Genomic DNA, 18,389 nt, shown 5'->3' with positions numbered 1-18,389 from the left:
AAGACTATATTCAACCTATACCTATTCATGAGATTACTATTTTTAGGATTGATTTTACTGATTGTTTCTACTGCTAGCTATGCCCAGGATCAGACGGCATTAAAATTATGGTACAATCAACCCTCGGGCCAAATCTGGGAAAATGCCTTGCCCATCGGCAACGGTAGATTGGGAGCCATGGTGTTTGGCAATGTAGCGCAGGAAACGATTCAGTTAAACGAACATACGGTCTGGTCCGGCAGCCCTAACCGCAATGATAATCCTGATGCCCTGGCGGCTCTTCCTGAAATACGAAGACTGATCTTTGAAGGCAAACAAAAAGAGGCCGAAGAACTGGCCAGCAAAACCATTCAAACGAAGAAGTCAAACGGGCAGATGTTTCAACCCGTGGGCAGCCTGCATCTGGGTTTTGAAGGACATGAAAACTATGCGGATTTTTACCGGGAACTGGACATTGAGAAAGCAGTAGCCAGGACAAGCTATACAGTAGACGATGTGACCTACACCCGCGAAGCCTGGGTCTCCTTCCCCGACCAGGTGGTGGTGATGCGCTTAACGGCAAGTGAGAAGGGAAGTCTTTCTTTTACAGCATCTTACTCTACCCCGCAGCCGAAAGCTACCATCCAAACCACGCCTGAGCAGGAACTCACTATTGCGGGAACCACGACTGACCATGAAGGCGTCAAAGGCATGGTTGAATTCAAAGGGATCAGCCGTATCAAAACGGAAGGGGGAACGCTTTCCGCCAATGATACCTCACTGGTCGTGAAAGGTACCGATGCTGCAACTATTTATATTTCCATTGCTACTAATTTTAACAATTATCAGGACATCAGTGGCGATGAAAATGAAAGAGCAGCCAGCTATCTGAAGAAAGCTTACCCAAAAGCCTATGATGCGATGTTGAAAAAGCACATCACAGCCTATCAGCAATATTTTGATCGGGTAAAGCTGGATCTCGGGACTACGGAAGCAGCCAAACTGCCTACCGATGAGCGATTAAGGAATTTCCGAACAGCGAATGACCCGCAGCTCGTTACGCTCTACTACCAGTATGGGCGTTATTTATTGATTTCCTCTTCCCAGCCCGGTGGGCAACCGGCCAACCTGCAGGGCATCTGGAACTCTCACCTGAACCCGCCCTGGGACAGTAAGTATACCATTAATATCAATGCACAGATGAACTACTGGCCTGCCGAAAAAACGAATCTGGCCGAATTGCACGAACCTTTTCTGCGCATGGTTGAGGAGATGTCGGAAACTGGACAGGAAACGGCACGTGTGATGTATGGGGCCAGAGGTTGGATGGCCCATCACAATACCGACCTCTGGCGCATTACCGGTCCGGTGGATGCGATCTTCTGGGGTATCTGGAGCGGGGGTGGAGGATGGACTAGCCAGCATTTGTGGGAGCATTATCTGTATAGTGGTGACGAAAAATATTTAGCTTCTTTTTATCCTATCCTGAAAGGGGCGGCCACATTTTATGTGGATTATCTGGTGGAACATCCGGAATATGGCTGGCTGGTGGTAAACCCCGGCACCTCTCCTGAAAACGCACCCAAGGCACACGGCGGTTCTTCGCTAGATGCGGGCACCACCATGGATAATCAGATTGTATTTGATGTATTTACCACAGCCATAAAGGCGGCAGAAATTCTGGAAAAGGATGCAGCTTTTGTGGATACTTTGCAGCAGATGCGCGACAAATTGCCTCCTATGCAGATCGGACAGCATGGGCAGTTACAGGAATGGCTGGAAGATATAGACGATCCTGAAGATCATCATCGCCATATTTCTCATTTGTACGGGCTTTATCCCTCCAATCAAATTTCCCCTTATCGCACCCCTCAGTTGTACAGCGCGGCTAAAACCACTTTACTTCACCGGGGCGATGTATCCACGGGATGGAGCATGGGCTGGAAGGTCAACTGGTGGGCCAAGATGCTGGATGGAAATCATGCTTACCAACTCATACAGAATCAACTCTCTCCGGTAAAGAGGGGAAGGGGTGAAGGTGGCGGTTCCTATAACAACTTGTTTGATGCACATCCCCCTTTTCAGATAGATGGTAACTTTGGCTGTACGTCCGGCATCACCGAAATGCTGATGCAAAGTGCCGATGGTAGCGTACATCTGCTCCCTGCGCTGCCTGATGTCTGGCAGGATGGAAGTGTGAGCGGCCTGCGGGCCAGAGGAGGCTTTGAAGTAGTCAGTATGGAATGGAAAGAAGGAAAACTGGAGAAGGTAGAGGTCAGGTCAACCCTGGGCGGAAACCTGAGATTGAGAGCACCCAATACCATGAGACTGGAAAATGGAAGTGCATTGACAGCAGCATCCGGTGAAAATGATAATCCTTTTTATCAGGTGGAAGAGACACCAGAGCCTATTGTTTCAGCAGAAGCAACGATCACTACGCCCCAGCTGGAAGAAACTTTTCTTTACGATATACCAACGAAAAAAGGGAATACCTATACGCTGGTAGTTTCCAGGTGATCGTATGATGGTAGAAAACAGCCTGTAAACCTATTGAAACTGAATATCATGTATATCATGAAGTACATCATCAGCATTTTTTGTCTTACTATATTTTTACATCTCATTTTACTGAGAGTTTTTTCGGGCGAATTGCAGGCACAAAACGACAAATTGATTCCTGTTTTGATCGTTGATGGATTCAGCAACCACGATTGGAAGCAAACAACAGCAGTGACCCAATGGATACTGGAAGAAAGTGGTTACTTTGAAGTAGAGGTAAGTACAATTCCTGCTGACAGTAATGAGCGAATGTCCTGGCTACCTCAGTTTTCCGATTACGCTGTAGTCGTACAAAACACCAACAATATCCAAGATACCCGTGTACGCTGGCCTGCACAGGCGGAAAAAGCTTTGGAACGCTACGTGGAAAAGGGAGGTGGATTGTATGTGCTTCATTCTGCTAATAATGCTTTTCCTCATTGGCAAGCCTATGACGAAATGATCGGATTGGGCTGGAGGGCAGATACTGTGGGCCATGCATTGGAAGTAAAGGCTGATGAGCAGGTCGTTCGTCACGCCCCCGGAGAGGGAAAAGGGACGAGCCATGGAGAACGGTTTAATGCACTAATTCAAATCCTGAACAGGCATCCGATCAATGAGGGCTACCCTGAAGCATGGCAGACCGTTAATACAGAAGTCTATAGCTTTCCCCGTGGTCCGGCCAAAAATCTCACCATCTTGTCTTATGCCTATGACAGCACTGATACGCAGAAAATGTGGCCAGTAGAATGGCTAGTATCATATGGGAAAGGGAGGGTGTATAATTCCAGTCTGGGCCATTTGTGGACAGGGGAAACCTATCCGCCTGCCTATCGCTGTGTGGGCTACCAAACCACTGTGATCAGGGCGGCGGAATGGCTTGCCAATGGAAAGGTAAGTTATCCTATGCCTCCTGATTTTCCGACGAGAGATTCGCCTAGGCTTAGAGAGGCAAAAGACTTCGTACAGACCATGAAAGAGCAGCAATGATGCACTTGTATATAAAAATTTAATTGATCAAATATTAAGTATGGTATATTTCTACACCCCTAAATTAGTTGCCCCCATGAATGACTATATGATTTTAAAGCTTCAAAGTAAAAACCTTATTTCAGAGAAAATGCTGATGCTCATGAAGTACACAATTTTACTGCTATGTACAGGTTTGCTCTTGGGGGCCTGTCAATCGGAAAAGCAGGTGGCACAGGAAGCGACAGAAGATGAAAATCCTACCTACCAAAACCCCATCCTTGCCGGATTTTATCCTGACCCTACCATCTGCAAAGCAGGCGATAAGTTTTATATGACCAATTCAACCTTCTCTTACTTTCCCGGGCTTCCTATTTTTGAAAGTAGCGATCTGGTCAATTGGAAGCAGATTGGCCATGCCATGGACCGTCCTTCGCAGCTGGACACCGAAGGACAGGGCGTTTCCCGAGGGCTATTCGCTCCGGCCATCACCTACCATGAAGGCACCTTTTATATCGTCTGCACCCAGGTGGATAAAGGCGGTAATTTTGTGATCACGGCCACCGACCCGGCAGGTCCCTGGTCAGACCCTATCTATTTGGGGGAGCTGAACGGTATTGACCCTTCCCTCTTTTTTGATGAAGATGGACGGGTATATATCGTCTACAATAGCGTCGCTCCGGACAATAATCCGCAGTATAGTGGACATCGCACCATCCGCATGTACGAACTGGATAGCGAAAGCTTACAACCCATTGGCGAACAAATCATGCTGGTTAATGGTGGAGTGGATATCAGCGAAGAGCCGGTATGGATTGAGGCACCTCATATCTACAAAATAGACGGTTACTATTACCTGATGTGTGCTGAAGGCGGAACGGCCTATAACCACTCGGAAGTCATATTCCGCAGCCAGGATGTACGCGGGCCTTATGAGCCTGGGCCCGTCAACCCCATTCTTACCCAGCGACACCTGGACCCTTCCCGCCCCAATCCGGTCACCACTGCCGGGCATGCCGATATGGTACAGTTGGATAATGGCGACTGGTGGGCAGTATTTCTGGCCTGTCGCCCCTACGAAGACAATTACTTCAACATCGGAAGAGAAACCTTTCTGACTCCCGTGAAATGGGAAGACGGCTGGCCGATCATCAATCCGGATTATGAGGAAGTACAATATTCGTACCCTACTCCGATGGGCAATGCCGTAGATACCACTCTTTTTCCCTTCAATGGCAATTTCACTTTTCAGGATGAGTTTGACGATGATTCGCTTGGACTTAACTACCTGCTCCTGCGTACCCCCAGCGAGCAGTGGTATGAATTTACGGATGGATCACTCAGCATGCAGTTACGCCCTGAGACCGCTTCCGGTTTATCCAACCCTAGCTTTGTAGGTCATCGGCAACAGCACCATACCGGCAACGTGTCAACCGCCCTGGATTTCCAGCCGGAAAACGAAAATGAAAAAGCGGGTTTGTTGGCTTTCCAGAGTGAAAACCATCACTATTTTCTGGCAAAGTCCACCAAAGGGGGGCAGTCAGTAGTTCAATTGCTTAAGTCATCGGAGGATGGTTACACCGAACTGGCCAGCCAGCCTGTTTCAGGAGAACAGCTTCAGCTTAAGATCACTTTTGATGGGGCTGATTATGGCTTCCACTATGCAGAAGACGAAGGCAACTGGCAGGTACTTCAGGAGAAGGTAGATGGTAAATTTCTGAGTACTGAGGTTGCGGGCGGATTCGTAGGCACCATGCTGGCGATGTATGCAACTTCTTCAGGTTCGGATTCAGATACGTCGGCTTCCTTTGAATGGTTCCGCTACGAAGGCAATGATCCGGTACTGAGCAGCAGGTAAAAACATATGACAAGAATGTATAAGCACATTGCTTTTTTGCTAGTATTCAGTTTCATTGGCACCCATGCTTTGGCTCAGGCAACTAATCCGGTCATCCATGCCGACGTACCGGATATGTCAATGGTGCGGGTGGGGGATACTTATTACATGAGCAGCACCACCATGCATATGAGTCCGGGGGTGCCCATCATGAAATCCACAGACCTCATCAACTGGACACTGGTCAATTACGCCTATGATGTGCTGGACACGGTGGACGCGCTGGCGCTGGAGAATGGTAAGAGCAGTTATGGAAGAGGTTCCTGGGCCAGTTGTATCCGCTATCATCAGGGAACTTTCTATGTCTCAACCTTTGCCAGTACTACCGGTAAGACTTATATTTTCTCTACCAAAGACATTGAAAAGGGCCCCTGGAAAGTATCCTATTTTGAACCTTCTTATCACGATCATACGATTTTTTTTGACGATGATGGCCGGATTTATATGATCTGGGGTGCTGGAAAACTGATGATGGCAGAGCTGAAGGAAGACCTTTCCGGCCTAAAAGAAGGTAGCCAACGGGTATTGATTGAGAATGCCAGTGCACCTGCTGATGACAATATCATGCTTCCGGCCGAAGGTTCTCAGCTATTTAAAGTAAACGGAAAATATTATCTGTTCAACATTGTCTGGCCCCGTGGTGGTATGCGTACCGTACTGATTCACCGGGCAGATAAGATTACCGGTCCATATGAGGGTCGCGTAGCTTTGCAGGACAAAGGCGTAGCGCAGGGAGGACTGATTGATACGCCGGAAGGGGATTGGTTTGCCTATCTTTTCCGGGACTATGGCTCGGTGGGCAGGATTCCCTATCTGGTTGAGGTAGAGTGGAATGATGGCTGGCCGGTATTAGGTGTGGATGGTAAAGTAACCGATCAACTCAATCTTCCACCCAGTAGCGGGCTGATACCGGGCATTGTGGCATCCGATGAGTTTAACCGTAAAAAGGGTGAACGACCACTCCCTCTGGTGTGGCAGTGGAACCACAATCCTGATAACAAGCACTGGTCGTTCAGCCAGCGGAAAGGTTACCTGAGATTGACTACCGGAAGGGTAGATACCAGCTTTGTGATGGCTCGGAATACCCTCACACAGAGAACCATCGGTCCGGAATGTAGTAGTTCAACCGCTATTGATATTTCTGGTATGAAAGAAGGAGATTTTGCCGGACTCGCGCTGCTGCAGCAAAAGTATGGGCTGGTAGGAGTTAAATTTGCGGAGGGAACAAAGTCCATTGTGATGGTAAATGCGCAGTCGGGAAGTGCGGTGGAGGAGGAAGGCATACCGCTGGACCAGGAGACTATTTACCTGAAAGCTGTCTGCGACTTTGAAGACCGGCGGGATGTAGCTACTTTTTACTACAGCCTGGATGGTAAGGAATGGACTAGCATTGGTTCCGAGCTTCAGATGGAGTACACACTGCCACACTTTATGGGATACCGCTTTGGACTGTTCAACTACGCTACCCAAATCCCGGGAGGCTACGTAGACTTTGATTATTTCCGTATGAGCGACCAATTAACCGAAAAATGATGTTCACATATTCATTTGCGCAGCATGAAGTTTACACCCCGTTCCCTAGGCTGATCAGTTGGCTTATGGGCGCAGCTTTTAAGTAATTAATGATCCAATTGTAAATTGAAAGCGTATTAAACCATTTTTATTTCTAATCTATGAGAAATGTATATTGTATATTGATCGTGTTAGCAGTAGCCATGCTAAGCGGGTGTGGTTCCCAATCTCCAACTTCAGTGGAAGAAGAAGAGAAAGGACTTAAGGATTATTATTCTGATTATTTTCCCATAGGAGTGGCTGTATCCCCCCGGGCCTTGAAAACCGATGAGGCAGAGCTCATCAAACAGGAGTTCATAAGTATTACTGCTGAAAATGCGATGAAAATGGGGCCTATTCACCCCAGAGAAAATGAGTATTTCTGGGCCGATGCTGACTCCATCGTGGCCTTTGCCGAGCGTAATAACATGAAGATGCGCGGACATACCCTCTGCTGGCATAACCAGACTCCCGACTGGATGTTTGTGGACGCCCAGGGAGATTCCGTTTCCAAAGAAGTTTTACTCGGAAGGTTAAAAGACCATATTACTGAAGTAGTTACTCGCTACAAAGGAAAGATCTATGCCTGGGATGTGGTCAATGAAGTCATATCCGATCAGGCTGATGCGTTCTACCGCCAGTCGCCCTGGTACAAGATATGTGGTGAAGACTACATTGCCGAGGCTTTTCGCTATGCCCATGAGGCAGACCCGCAGGCGCTCCTGTTTTACAATGACTACAATGAAATTGATAGCCTGAAACGGTCCAAAATCATTAAAATGGTGAATGAGCTGAAAGCGGAAGGTGTACCCATTCATGGCATCGGACTGCAGGGACACTGGGCTATCAATGAACCCTCGGAGGAACAACTGGAACAAACCCTCTCTGACTTTGCCGAAACCGGACTAGAACTACAGATTACGGAGTTGGATATCTCTGTTTATCCTAAAGAACACTCGGCAAGGGAAAGGAGACCCGAAGACGAGAACGATGAATTCACGGCAGAAAGAAAACAAAAACAGCGAGAAGTCTACGATATATGCTTTGCACTTTTCCGCAAACATCAGGATGATATCACCAGCGTGACTTTCTGGAACATCAGCGACCGCGGCAGCTGGCTGGATAATTTTCCGGTGCGGGGCAGAAAAGATTATCCGCTTTTGTTTGATGAGAACCTGGAGCCCAAAGAAGTGTACCAGGATGTGGTGGATTTCTAAGAAAAATAGGAGTGTTGCCCTAAAGTACTGGCAAGACTCATAGCTGATTTCCACATCATACCAGGTTATCATCAAACGATGAACGACATTAATGAATAGAATCAAAATACTACCAAACAACAAAAGATGAAAAAGCTCCTTCTCGCGCTCACTATATGCATCGTAAGCGTTCTTGCTACTTACGCCCAGGAAATCTCCGAACAAGCGCCGGAAGGATTTGACCAGGCAAGAAGTGGCATAGCCAAAGGCAAAATAGATAGCATCCAATACGAATCCAAAACGGTAGGCACCAATCGTCAAGCCCTGGTCTATACCCCTCCGGGATATAGCAAAAAGAAAAAATACCCGGTACTCTATCTTCTGCACGGTATCGGCGGAGATGAAAAAGAGTGGCTGCGTGGGGCCGATCCTCAGGTCATTCTTGATAACCTGTATGCCGAAGGCAAAATTGAGCCGATGATCGTCATCATGCCCAACGGACGGGCCATGAAGGATGACCGGGCTGTGGGAAATGTGTTTGCGCCAGAGAAAGTAGAAGCCTTTGCTACCTTTGAAAAAGACCTGCTGAACGACTTAATCCCCTTTGTGGAAAAGAAGTACCCCGTTCTAGCTGACCGGGAGCACAGAGCCATTGCCGGTTTATCCATGGGTGGCGGTCAGTCGCTGAACTTCGGCATGGGAAACCTGGATCAGTTTGCCTGGGTTGGTGGTTTTTCATCCGCTCCCAATACCAAAGCACCCGAAGTGCTGGTGCCTGATCCCGAAAAGGCAAAAGAAAAACTTAAACTGCTTTGGATTTCTTGTGGTGTAGACGATGGTTTACTTTCCTTCAGTCAGCGTACCCATGAGTATCTCTTTCGGCATGATGTACCTCACATCTATTACCTGGAGCCGGGTGGGCATGATTTTAAGGTTTGGAAAAATGGACTCTATATGTTTTCGCAGTTTCTGTTTAAACTGGTAGATACATCGTCTTTTACCAAATATTCCCTGCTGGGGACACCCGCTTCATCCAATGTGCGCAACGCCAGCTATCCACAGGTGTTGCCGGACCATCGGGTAACCTTTCGCATCAAAGCGCCTGAGGCCAAACAAGTACAGATTGACCTGGGCAAAAAATACGACATGGTAAAAGATACAGCGGGATACTGGACGGTCACCACCGATTCCATCAGCCGGGGATTTCATTACTATTCGCTGCTAATTGATGGGGTAGCCGTAGCTGATCCGGGCAGTGAGACCTTTTACGGTATGGGACGGATGGCCAGCGGTATAGAAATTCCCTATAAAGACGGTGGTTTTTACGCCCTGAAAGATGTGCCTCATGGAGACATTCGCATCAAAAAGTACTACTCAGAGGTATTAAATTCTTGGAGAGAAATGTATATCTACACCCCACCTGGCTATGATACATCTGAAGAAAAATACCCAGTACTGTATCTGCTGCACGGTGGGGGAGAGGATCAAAGGGGATGGGCCACCCAGGGACGCGCTGACCTGATCCTGGATAACCTGATTGCAGAACAGCAGGCTAAACCCATGCTCATCGTGATGATGGATGGCAATATCGGCTTCCGGGGCGGGCCCCGTGCTTTCAACGAGAACGCGCTGAAGGCATTTGAGAACGAACTTAAGCAGGCGGTGATACCCTTTGTGGAAAGCCAGTATCGGGTAAAAACGGATGCGGCAAATCGGGCGCTGGCAGGACTGTCTATGGGAGGATTACAAACCTTGCATGCCGGGGTGCAGAACACTGATATGTTTGCCTATCTGGGTGTATTTAGCTCGGGCTGGTGGGCTGAGAACACCGAACTCTCCGACCCTGAGTATGCTTACATGGAAGCCAATACGGATAAGATCAATGATAACCTGAAAGTGTTCTGGCTTTCTCAGGGTGGAGAAGAAGACATTGCCTACAAAAATAATCAGGTCATGATGAGCAGGTTTGATGAGATGGGGATTGATTATCAATACAGTGAGTATGCCGGTGGCCATACATGGCCGGTGTGGCGACACGACCTGTATAAGTTTGCCCAATTGATTTTCTGAAAATTGCAGTAAATTATATGCACTAATATTTTTAAACACATAAACTTCACAAACATGCCTAAAACACACAACAACTCAATTAAGCTGGCCCTTTTGGCCGCCTTGCTATTTTTTTCAACTTTGACCTTTGCGCAGGACGGTACCATCTACCCCCTTGAAGCGCCTGAAGAGCCCAATGCTATTCTGCTCAACACTGGCGGTGTGGATGACCAGCCCGCCTCAGAAACCTGGTTCCGCCAGTGGGGTGATCCCATGGCGCGTAACATCACCACGGCAACCCTTACTCCCTTTATTCCTGAACCTGGAAAAGCGAATGGTACGGCAGTGATCGTGGCACCCGGTGGTGGGTTCAGGTGGCTATCAATGGGAAATGAGGGCTGGGAAGTAGCTGAGGCATTGAGGAAGCAGGGCATTGCTGCTTTTGTACTCAAGTACCGGCTTCACCCGACTCCGGAATCGCTTGATGAATTTACCGCCTGGATGAACCGCCCACGCCCGGAACCTACTGCGTCTGCCGATACTGCACAAAGAGAAACACCGCCGAGTCCGCCACAGCGGGACTTATCCAACCAACTTGAGGATGCTGAGGCCGCATACGCTATGATCGTGGATAGGGCCGAAGAGTGGGGGGTAGATACCGATAGAATAGGTATGATTGGTTTCTCAGCGGGCGCTGGTCTCACCATGCATTCAACACTTAACTCCAAGACCATGAAACTGGCCTTCATTGGTCCGATCTATGGCGGTATGGGTCCGGTAGATGTGCCGGAAGACGCTCCACCCATGTTCAATGTGATTGCCACCGATGATTTTCTCTTCCGCGGACAGTTCGGTGTGATTGATTCCTGGTACCAGGCGGGTATACCAGTAGAATTTCACCTTTATCAAAATGGCGGTCATGGTTTTGGTCTGGGAAATCCTGATCGGACCAGTAATCGCTGGTTTGATGCTTTTATACACTGGCTGGATGTCAATGAATTTCTTACTGCCACTTCCAGTGAGTGAGAAGTGATTGTTCTTGTTAAATGTAGCGTGAGGAAATTCATTAGCTCCAATGCTATTATTCACTTTGAGAATTAATCTCTCTGTAAACAAAATAAAATGACTTTTTACCGGTCATTTTATTTTTTATAGGAATTTATAAATGGGTGACCTAACAGCCAAGCTCATTTTTAGAAGTTATCAAGTTCAAATAGGCATTCTCAATAGGAAGGAGCTTAATGATTTTCCATGTTTGTCAAGAGAGGTGGTACTGGTGACTCCACCGTGCAGGGCATCGTAAAGGACAAAGTTGAAAGCGCCTAGTTGGGGTAATTCGTAGCGCTTCACTTCTCCTTTTACTTGCTTCCTCAGCCACTGTTTTACCCGTTCTGCCGTTACCTTCTCTTTTAATAATGCATAATCAGCTTTGTCATAGGCAATCAGAGAGATGTTGCTGATATTTCCCTTATCTCCAGATCTTGCGTGAGCGATTTCCCAAAGTTCCATAGAATTAGGTGTTGGCGTAAATGACTTTTGTTTTGATTTCGGTTTTAGGTACCAGCACAGAAACGACAGATATAACTTCATCCGTATTTTGAGTTGCGCCACCTCCACCGGCTGGTCCATTGGTGTAGAGTGTTTCCACTTCCCGACCAATTTGCTGAGCCTGCTCAAGCGTTTCAGCTCTACCTAACACCCTGAGCCTGACCTCAGTGACATTGACTGTTTCAACCTCTAAAGGTGATATGGAATTCATACCGATAAAGTCAATACTCAAGTCCAGGAAGTCAGATCTTTTTAATCTCTTCCTTACGATTTCACCGGCTAGTTCAGCTCTCTCCAGACAATCCATTCCACCGTAGCTAATTTGCCCTTCCCCATAATAGCCGTTATGATAACCCACACTTGCTTTATAAGAATCGGTAGTTGGCTTGCCACTGGCTTTACTGAATTTGACTTTATCTTTGGAGATGGCTTCAAATTCAACATTTGAAAAGACTGCTACACAATCTGGGGTCAGATAGGAGGAAGGGTCATGTATCTCATACAGCAATTGTTCGGTACAGGTAGCCGTGTTGATCATACCTCCCGTCCCTTTTTCTTTAGAGATAAACCCCTCACCTGTCTCATCAACTTCTACGAAAGGAAAGCCAATATCCCATAGATCAGGCACCTTTTTTCGGCGGAGGTCTGCGAAGTATCCACCACAGACCTGTCCGGCACACTCCAGAAGATGTCCTATTAGCGTTCCTTTTCCTAGTTTATCAAAATCATCCATTTCCCATTTAAATTCATGCATCATAGGCGCTAAAAATAACGCCGAGTCTGATACTCTTCCCGTGATGACAATATCTGCATCGTTTTGTAATGCTTTTACGATGCCTTCCGCTCCCAAATAAGCATTGGCAGAAATAATGCTGTCTTCTATGGTGGAAAGTGGCTTTCCGTTTTCAATGATTTTTAAGGATTGATGATTCTTTATATAATCCAGCACATCATCTCCTAAAACAGCCGCCACTTTCATTCCCTTAATCTTTAGCCTTTCAGCAATGCTGCAAATGGCTTCTAAAGCAGTCTCCGGATTGGCGGCTCCCATGTTGGTAATGACTTTTACCTTGTGCTTATAGGCTAAAGGGAGCACCTTTTCCATGCGATATTCCAGTAAAGAGTTATACCCTTTTGTAGGATGGTTCTTTTTCTCTTTTTGCGCTAGAGCAATGGTACGCTCCGCCAGACATTCAAAGCCGATATAATCCAGCTTACCTTGCTCCATTAAGGTAAGCGCCGGTTCCAGACGGTCACCTCCATACCCTGCTCCACTTCCAATTCTAATTTTTTTCATTCATCAAAAAGTTATGGCACCAATGAGTAAAGAAACGCTTAGAATAACCAAAGTAATCAAAAAGGCATAGGGAATGGTTTTTTTCTGATGGTCACCCAGATCCACACCGGTCAATCCAATCAGAAGAAAGGTCGCTCCGGTAAGCGGACTGATGGGAAAGCCTGTGGTCATCTGGCCCATGATGGCGGCCCGCCCTACTTCTATGGTATCTCCTCCAAAATGAGCGCTGGTAGTAGCTACCAAGGGCAATATGCCGAAGTAAAAAGAATCAGGGTCAAACAACAGGCTGGCAGGCATGGAAAGGATGCCAGTGATCACTGCTAAATGACTTCCTACTGCATCAGGGATATACCTTACGGCTGATTCTGCCATGGCATCAATCATTCCCGAGCCTTTTAGAATTCCGGTAAAACTTCCTGCGGCAAAGAGAATACTGGCCATCAACATGGCTGCTTTGGCATGCGCGTTGACTCGTTCTGCTTGTACTTTAAGATTGGGGTAATTGAGGCTAATGGCTATCACAAAGGCCACCATAAAGATGACGTGGGGAGGAGCAAGTCCTGAGATGAGTAGGCTTACTGCTGCAATAATCAGCAAAATATTTACCCAAAAAAGTCTGGGCCTTTCTAATTCAGCATTTGTTTCCTGACTTTCAACTACGGTTTTAATTTCTACATCGCAATTCCTTTCTTTCTTACCCATCATATAGGCGATGAACAAAACGGTCACTAATCCGATCATTACAGGAAACAAGATCGGGTTAAATAATGCGGTGACAGGTACATCTAAAGCGGTTGCTGCGCGGATAGTCGGACCTCCCCAGGGAACAATGTTCATGGTACCTGCTGCCAAGGCAACAATACAGGCTAATGTTGATCTACGCATTTTAAGCTGATCGTATATCGGCAAAAAAGCGGGAACTGTAACCAAAAAGGTTACAGCGCCAGAGCCATCCAGATGTACAATCATAGCTAGCAGGGCAGATGCTACGGCTACCCTGGCTGGGTCATTTCCTGCTAGATTCAATAATCGGTTGATGATGGGGCGGAACGTGCCGGCATCAGTCAGGATACCAAAAAATAAAATGGCAAAGATAAACATGACTCCGGTGGGAGCAATGGATTTGATGCCTTCGGTCATAAAATCAAGGAGTTCAAACCCCAGACCTGCCATTAGCCCGGTAGCTATTGGAACCAAAATCAAAGCCACCACTGCCGAGGCTTTTTTTGTCACTACTAAGAATAGTAAGGCAACGATCGTGGTCACTCCCAGAATAGCCAGCATGTTTACTCGAACTTTAAGTATTCATCAAAGAAAGGCAGTACTTGTTGTGAAATTCTCCCTTCTTCGGTATAAATGCCACTGACATGGGTTCCAATATATTCCTCGGCAAAATGTTTGATACCCACATTTTCAAGTCTTTGGCTAAACATATCACATTGAAGGGTGAAGCGCTCACCTGCATTTCTTCCCCAATCCATTTTTATCGCCTTTAGCTTTTGCAGGTTCTCCAGATTTTCATCTATCATATGAAGCGGCATGTTGTCGTACCACTTTTGTAGTACATCCTGGTGTACAGTTAACTCTTCGCCATTATATTCAAAAGGGAAATCACAGTAAAAAGGAGGTTTGTTTGGGTTGGGGGACCATGATCTGCCAAAGGCGACCATAACGGCACCGAAATAGGTCTTTTTGAGTTCTTCCAAGGTGCTTATTGTTGACAACTCTTTGAAGGTATCGCTATTGGGGCCGTATTCTCTCACGATGGTTAAAGCCCCAGGACTGATGGCATACACCGTATTAAACACGTCTGGATGGTGCATGGCAATTTTGAGAGCGCCATATCCCCCAATACTATGACCTGTGATGCCACGGCTTTCCTTATCAGGGATGGTTCGGTAGGTCTTATCCATATAGTCTACCAGATCAAAGACCGTAAAGTCTTCCCAGTTGCCAAAAACGCCGGAATTGCTATAAAAACTTCCTCCGTAGGTAGTTTTCTGATCAGGCACTACCAGGATAAATGGCCGTATTCGCTTTGCTGATATGGCATAATCCAGCATTTCAGACATAGAAGAAAGCATGGTGTTATCACCGGTGAAACCATGAAGAAAGTAGATGACAGGGTAGCTTCGATTACTTCCATCATAACCAGGAGGGAGGTAGACGGATACTGCCCTGGTAGGATTTTCACCCAATTGATTTTCTAAGTATTTGGAATAAATGGAGTCTGTAACGACAGTTCCTCTAACAGTTTGTGCATGGCAAAGTGCTGAATAGCCCAAAAGAAGTAATAGTATATACTTTTTCATTGAAGGTTGTTGGTAATAAAAGGTAATGTAGTAAAGTCAAACCTAAAATTGAAGCAAGAAATAAAGACATTCTTTGTTAAAGTACATCCTCATGCGCCATCAATCTTCTTGGATACATCTTTAACAGACCGGGTAATCTCTATACTCTAAAAATCAAGGAGATCACCTGAAAAATTTCTTTCTTCTGATAAGAGAATAGAAGATCTTTACTAAAAGTCCCTGTTTGGTGAATAAGGGTCATGTAAAGAACGATTTATCATTTTTTTGTCCATGCAAAAGAAAAACGCTCAGTCCCGTTCATTCTTGTTGATCCTGGTCACCTACGCTGCCTTTGTCAGCCTGGGACTTCCCGATGGGCTCTTAGGTATCGCCTGGCCTTTCATGAGTGAAAGATTTACTGTTCCTCTGGATGCATTGGGTATCTTGCTGATCGGTTTTGTCGGAGGCTACCTCTCTACCAGTACAACAGGAGGTAAAATCATGTCCATCATTCCATTAGGGGTGTTACTGTCATTAAGTTGCTTTCTCACAGGCTTGAGTTTACTGGCATATGCTATTGCGGGCTACTGGTGGATGGTCATCATCGCATCATACTTTCTCGGTGCGGGTGGGGGAGCTATAGATACATCTATCAATACCTTTGCGGCATCACGCTTCAGCGCCAGTGTAGTCAATTGGCTTCATGGATTCTATGGTGTGGGAGCCACTACCGGGCCTCTCATCATGAGCTGGATACTTTCAAACGATATGGCATGGTACAATGGATACCTGATTGTGGGGGTAATACAGATCAGCCTCTCCATTATTTTTTTACTGACATTAAAATATTGGAAAGTTTCTGAGGAGCAGGAAGAAGAACAGATTTCTGCTTCCTATGGTGAGGCATTGCGCATGCCCAAAGTATGGTTGAACATACTGATCTTTTTCATTTATACGGGTCTTGAAGTAAGTGTGGGGCAATGGATATTTACCGTACTCACCAGGTCCAGAGAAATAGCTGAGGCCGATGCAGGATTATGGACGAGTGCTTATTGGGGAAGCTTTACGCTGGGGCGTATCCTTTTTGGATTTATACTTACCAGGCTTAGCTTGCAAAAAGTACTGATCAGCACCTTGGTAGGAATTATAGCAGGGACTATTTTGCTGGCTATCCATCTTAGTAATGTCATGAGTCTGGCAGGTATCATCCTCATAGGATTGGCAAACGCGCCTGTGTTTCCCAGCCTGATTTCCAATACACCAAAACAGATTGGTAAAAATCACCTAGCCAACGTCATTGGGTTTCAAATATCATCAGCTATGGTGGGGGGAGCTTTACTTCCGGCCTTTGCAGGCTGGATGATGGATTTATTCACATTAGAAGTTATTCCAAAACTGTTTATCGCAGAAGCAATCTTTCTATTACTATTATTTTTGATCAGTATTGGAATGCGAAGTCCGATATCTCAAGATAACCATTCTCAGGGAACAACCTCAAGCAACTAACTAGTCCGTGGGGGGACCATGAAGTCTATTCTTAGGACATTAAAACAGTTATAAATATGTATATTATTATGTGAGCCTCTATCATTCGTATCCGGATAAGCCTAAAGTTGTTATTAATTTTGTAATGAATATTTTCGGAATGATAATTCTTTCTCCAAACGCTTGTCTGAAAATGTCGTTGTGTTCTAATGATTGACATAAAACATTACCGCTGGAATTTTTTACATAGAATCACTTTTGCAATGAAAGTTTCTAGGAAAATGTAAAGTCAATTTAACATATAAGCGATTATTACACTTTCAAGAAGAAGTACTCAATCACATCAGGCTTTTTTACCCTATGAGCCAAAATGTCAAAAGCCATAGTCAATTATCTTTTCTTTCATTTAAGAGTCAGGCCTGTCATTGAAAGAGTAGGAGGGGATAAGCAAAGTTCATAGGTGCTGTCAAATACCATTACATTGAAAGAGCATACCAGAAAAGTGGCCTAAAAGACTATACGCTTACAAACGTTTACAAACATTTAGCTTTTTCTAAACGACTACAACCGTTTGTTAACGTTTAACAGACGAAAGCAGTAAATCTCGCCTGTAACTTTGCCTCTATGGATATCATAGCACAAGTCAGGCAAAAGCTAATTTTGAGAGGCTATAGCCCTAGCACAATCCGAGGCTACAGTCAGATGTTGAGCATCTTTGTGCGCTATTTTCCGGGAAGAGATCTTAGTACCGTTACCGAAGAAGAGGTCAAAGTCTTTATAGTGCATCATATGGCAGTGAAGCGGAGATCCCGCTCTTATCAAAACCAACTGATTAATTCAATCAAGTTTTACTTGGAGCATGTTTTGGGCAGACCCCGTACCTACTATGATCTGGACAGACCCAAGAAAGTATACACCCTACCTTTAGTGCTGTCCCAGGAAGAGGTGAAATCATTATTAGCCACAGTAGGTAATCTCAAGCACCAGGCTATCCTTCAAACTGTGTATGGTTGTGGCTTACGCCTCTCAGAGCTCATCCATCTCAGGATAAGAGATATAGATTCCAAACGCATGGTGGTGGTCATCAAACAAGGCAAAGGAGCCAAAGACCGGTTGGTTCCCTTATCGCCTAAGCTTTTAGGGCTACTGCGCAGGTATTATAAAGAATACCAACCAAAAGAATACCTTTTTGAAGGAGAAAAGGGAGGAAAATACGGTAGAAGAAGTGTGCAGCAGATCTTTCAAAAAGCAAGAATATTAGCAGGAATCAAGAAAAAAGCAACTTTACATACTCTGCGGCATAGTTATGCCACCCATCTATTAGATGCAGGAGTTGACCTGAGGTATATTCAGGTGCTGTTAGGCCATTGTAGTAGTAAAACCACTGAGATATACACGCATGTAAGCAAAGCGCATATCAGAAAAATTACTTCTCCCTTAGATGCTATTACTTAGAATTCAACTATCTTAAGGGAGATATAAGTGAAACATGTGCAACGCGGATGTTCTAATGTTGTGCACAAGCTAAAATTAGAAAATGTCCTTGCGAACGAAATCCATTGAAGAATTAGAAAACGATTATTGGAAGG

13 protein-coding genes are annotated in these 18,389 nt (G+C 45.8%); 9 read left to right on the top strand and 4 right to left on the bottom strand.

The window, feature by feature from the left end; translation table 11 throughout:
* Positions 1-27 precede the first annotated feature (27 nt).
* The 7 genes from WJR50_RS27885 to WJR50_RS27855 all read left to right on the top strand — a co-directional run bounded on the left by WJR50_RS27885 (position 28) and on the right by WJR50_RS27855 (position 11,205).
* Positions 28-2,496, top strand: coding sequence for a glycoside hydrolase family 95 protein (locus WJR50_RS27885; protein ID WP_341296605.1), 2,469 nt, complete (start codon positions 28-30; stop codon positions 2,494-2,496).
* A gap of 57 nt (positions 2,497-2,553) precedes the next feature.
* The gene (locus WJR50_RS27880; RefSeq protein WP_341296604.1) at positions 2,554-3,507 is read left to right on the top strand and encodes a ThuA domain-containing protein; all 954 of its coding nucleotides are present in this window, start codon (positions 2,554-2,556) and stop codon (positions 3,505-3,507) included.
* 142 nt (positions 3,508-3,649) lie between these two features.
* A complete protein-coding gene (locus WJR50_RS27875) occupies positions 3,650-5,344 on the top strand; it encodes a glycoside hydrolase family 43 protein (RefSeq protein WP_341296603.1) in 1,695 nt (564 codons plus the stop codon).
* Positions 5,345-5,350: 6 nt separating this feature from the next.
* Positions 5,351-6,916, top strand: coding sequence for a glycoside hydrolase family 43 protein (locus WJR50_RS27870; RefSeq protein ID WP_445223496.1), 1,566 nt, complete (start codon positions 5,351-5,353; stop codon positions 6,914-6,916).
* A gap of 140 nt (positions 6,917-7,056) precedes the next feature.
* On the top strand, positions 7,057-8,151 hold the full coding sequence (locus tag WJR50_RS27865; RefSeq protein WP_341296602.1) for an endo-1,4-beta-xylanase: 1,095 nt from the start codon (positions 7,057-7,059) through the stop codon (positions 8,149-8,151).
* Positions 8,152-8,277: 126 nt separating this feature from the next.
* A complete protein-coding gene (locus WJR50_RS27860) occupies positions 8,278-10,200 on the top strand; it encodes an alpha/beta hydrolase-fold protein (RefSeq protein WP_341296601.1) in 1,923 nt (640 codons plus the stop codon).
* Positions 10,201-10,254: 54 nt separating this feature from the next.
* The gene (locus WJR50_RS27855; RefSeq protein WP_341296600.1) at positions 10,255-11,205 is read left to right on the top strand and encodes an alpha/beta hydrolase; all 951 of its coding nucleotides are present in this window, start codon (positions 10,255-10,257) and stop codon (positions 11,203-11,205) included.
* A 183-nt stretch (positions 11,206-11,388) separates the two neighbouring features.
* Here the strand turns inward: WJR50_RS27855 and WJR50_RS27850 are convergent, their stop codons facing one another.
* The 4 genes from WJR50_RS27850 to WJR50_RS27835 are packed head-to-tail and all read right to left on the bottom strand — an operon-like array spanning position 11,389 to position 15,336.
* A complete protein-coding gene (locus tag WJR50_RS27850) occupies positions 11,389-11,688 on the bottom strand; it encodes an AtuA-related protein (protein WP_341296599.1) in 300 nt (99 codons plus the stop codon).
* A gap of 4 nt (positions 11,689-11,692) precedes the next feature.
* Positions 11,693-13,024, bottom strand: a complete 1,332-nt coding sequence (locus WJR50_RS27845; RefSeq protein WP_341296598.1) for an acyclic terpene utilization AtuA family protein — start codon at positions 13,022-13,024, stop codon at positions 11,693-11,695.
* 3 nt (positions 13,025-13,027) lie between these two features.
* Entirely contained in the window at positions 13,028-14,308 is a 1,281-nt protein-coding gene (locus WJR50_RS27840; protein ID WP_341296597.1) for a CitMHS family transporter, read from the bottom strand.
* Positions 14,309-14,310: 2 nt separating this feature from the next.
* On the bottom strand, positions 14,311-15,336 hold the full coding sequence (locus WJR50_RS27835) for an alpha/beta hydrolase (protein WP_341296596.1): 1,026 nt from the start codon (positions 15,334-15,336) through the stop codon (positions 14,311-14,313).
* A gap of 270 nt (positions 15,337-15,606) precedes the next feature.
* On the opposite strand from WJR50_RS27835, the gene WJR50_RS27830 reads away from it, so the two are divergent.
* A complete protein-coding gene (locus WJR50_RS27830; RefSeq protein ID WP_341296595.1) occupies positions 15,607-16,821 on the top strand; it encodes an MFS transporter in 1,215 nt (404 codons plus the stop codon).
* A gap of 603 nt (positions 16,822-17,424) precedes the next feature.
* Entirely contained in the window at positions 17,425-18,255 is an 831-nt protein-coding gene (gene xerA, locus WJR50_RS27825) for a site-specific tyrosine recombinase/integron integrase (protein WP_341296594.1), read from the top strand.
* Positions 18,256-18,389 lie beyond the last annotated feature (134 nt).

Source organism: Catalinimonas locisalis (genome assembly GCF_038039535.1).
GTDB lineage: Bacteria > Bacteroidota > Bacteroidia > Cytophagales > Cyclobacteriaceae > Catalinimonas.
The sequence above is the reverse complement of the archived record's forward strand: the minus strand, read 5'-3'. Positions and strand labels throughout refer to the sequence as shown.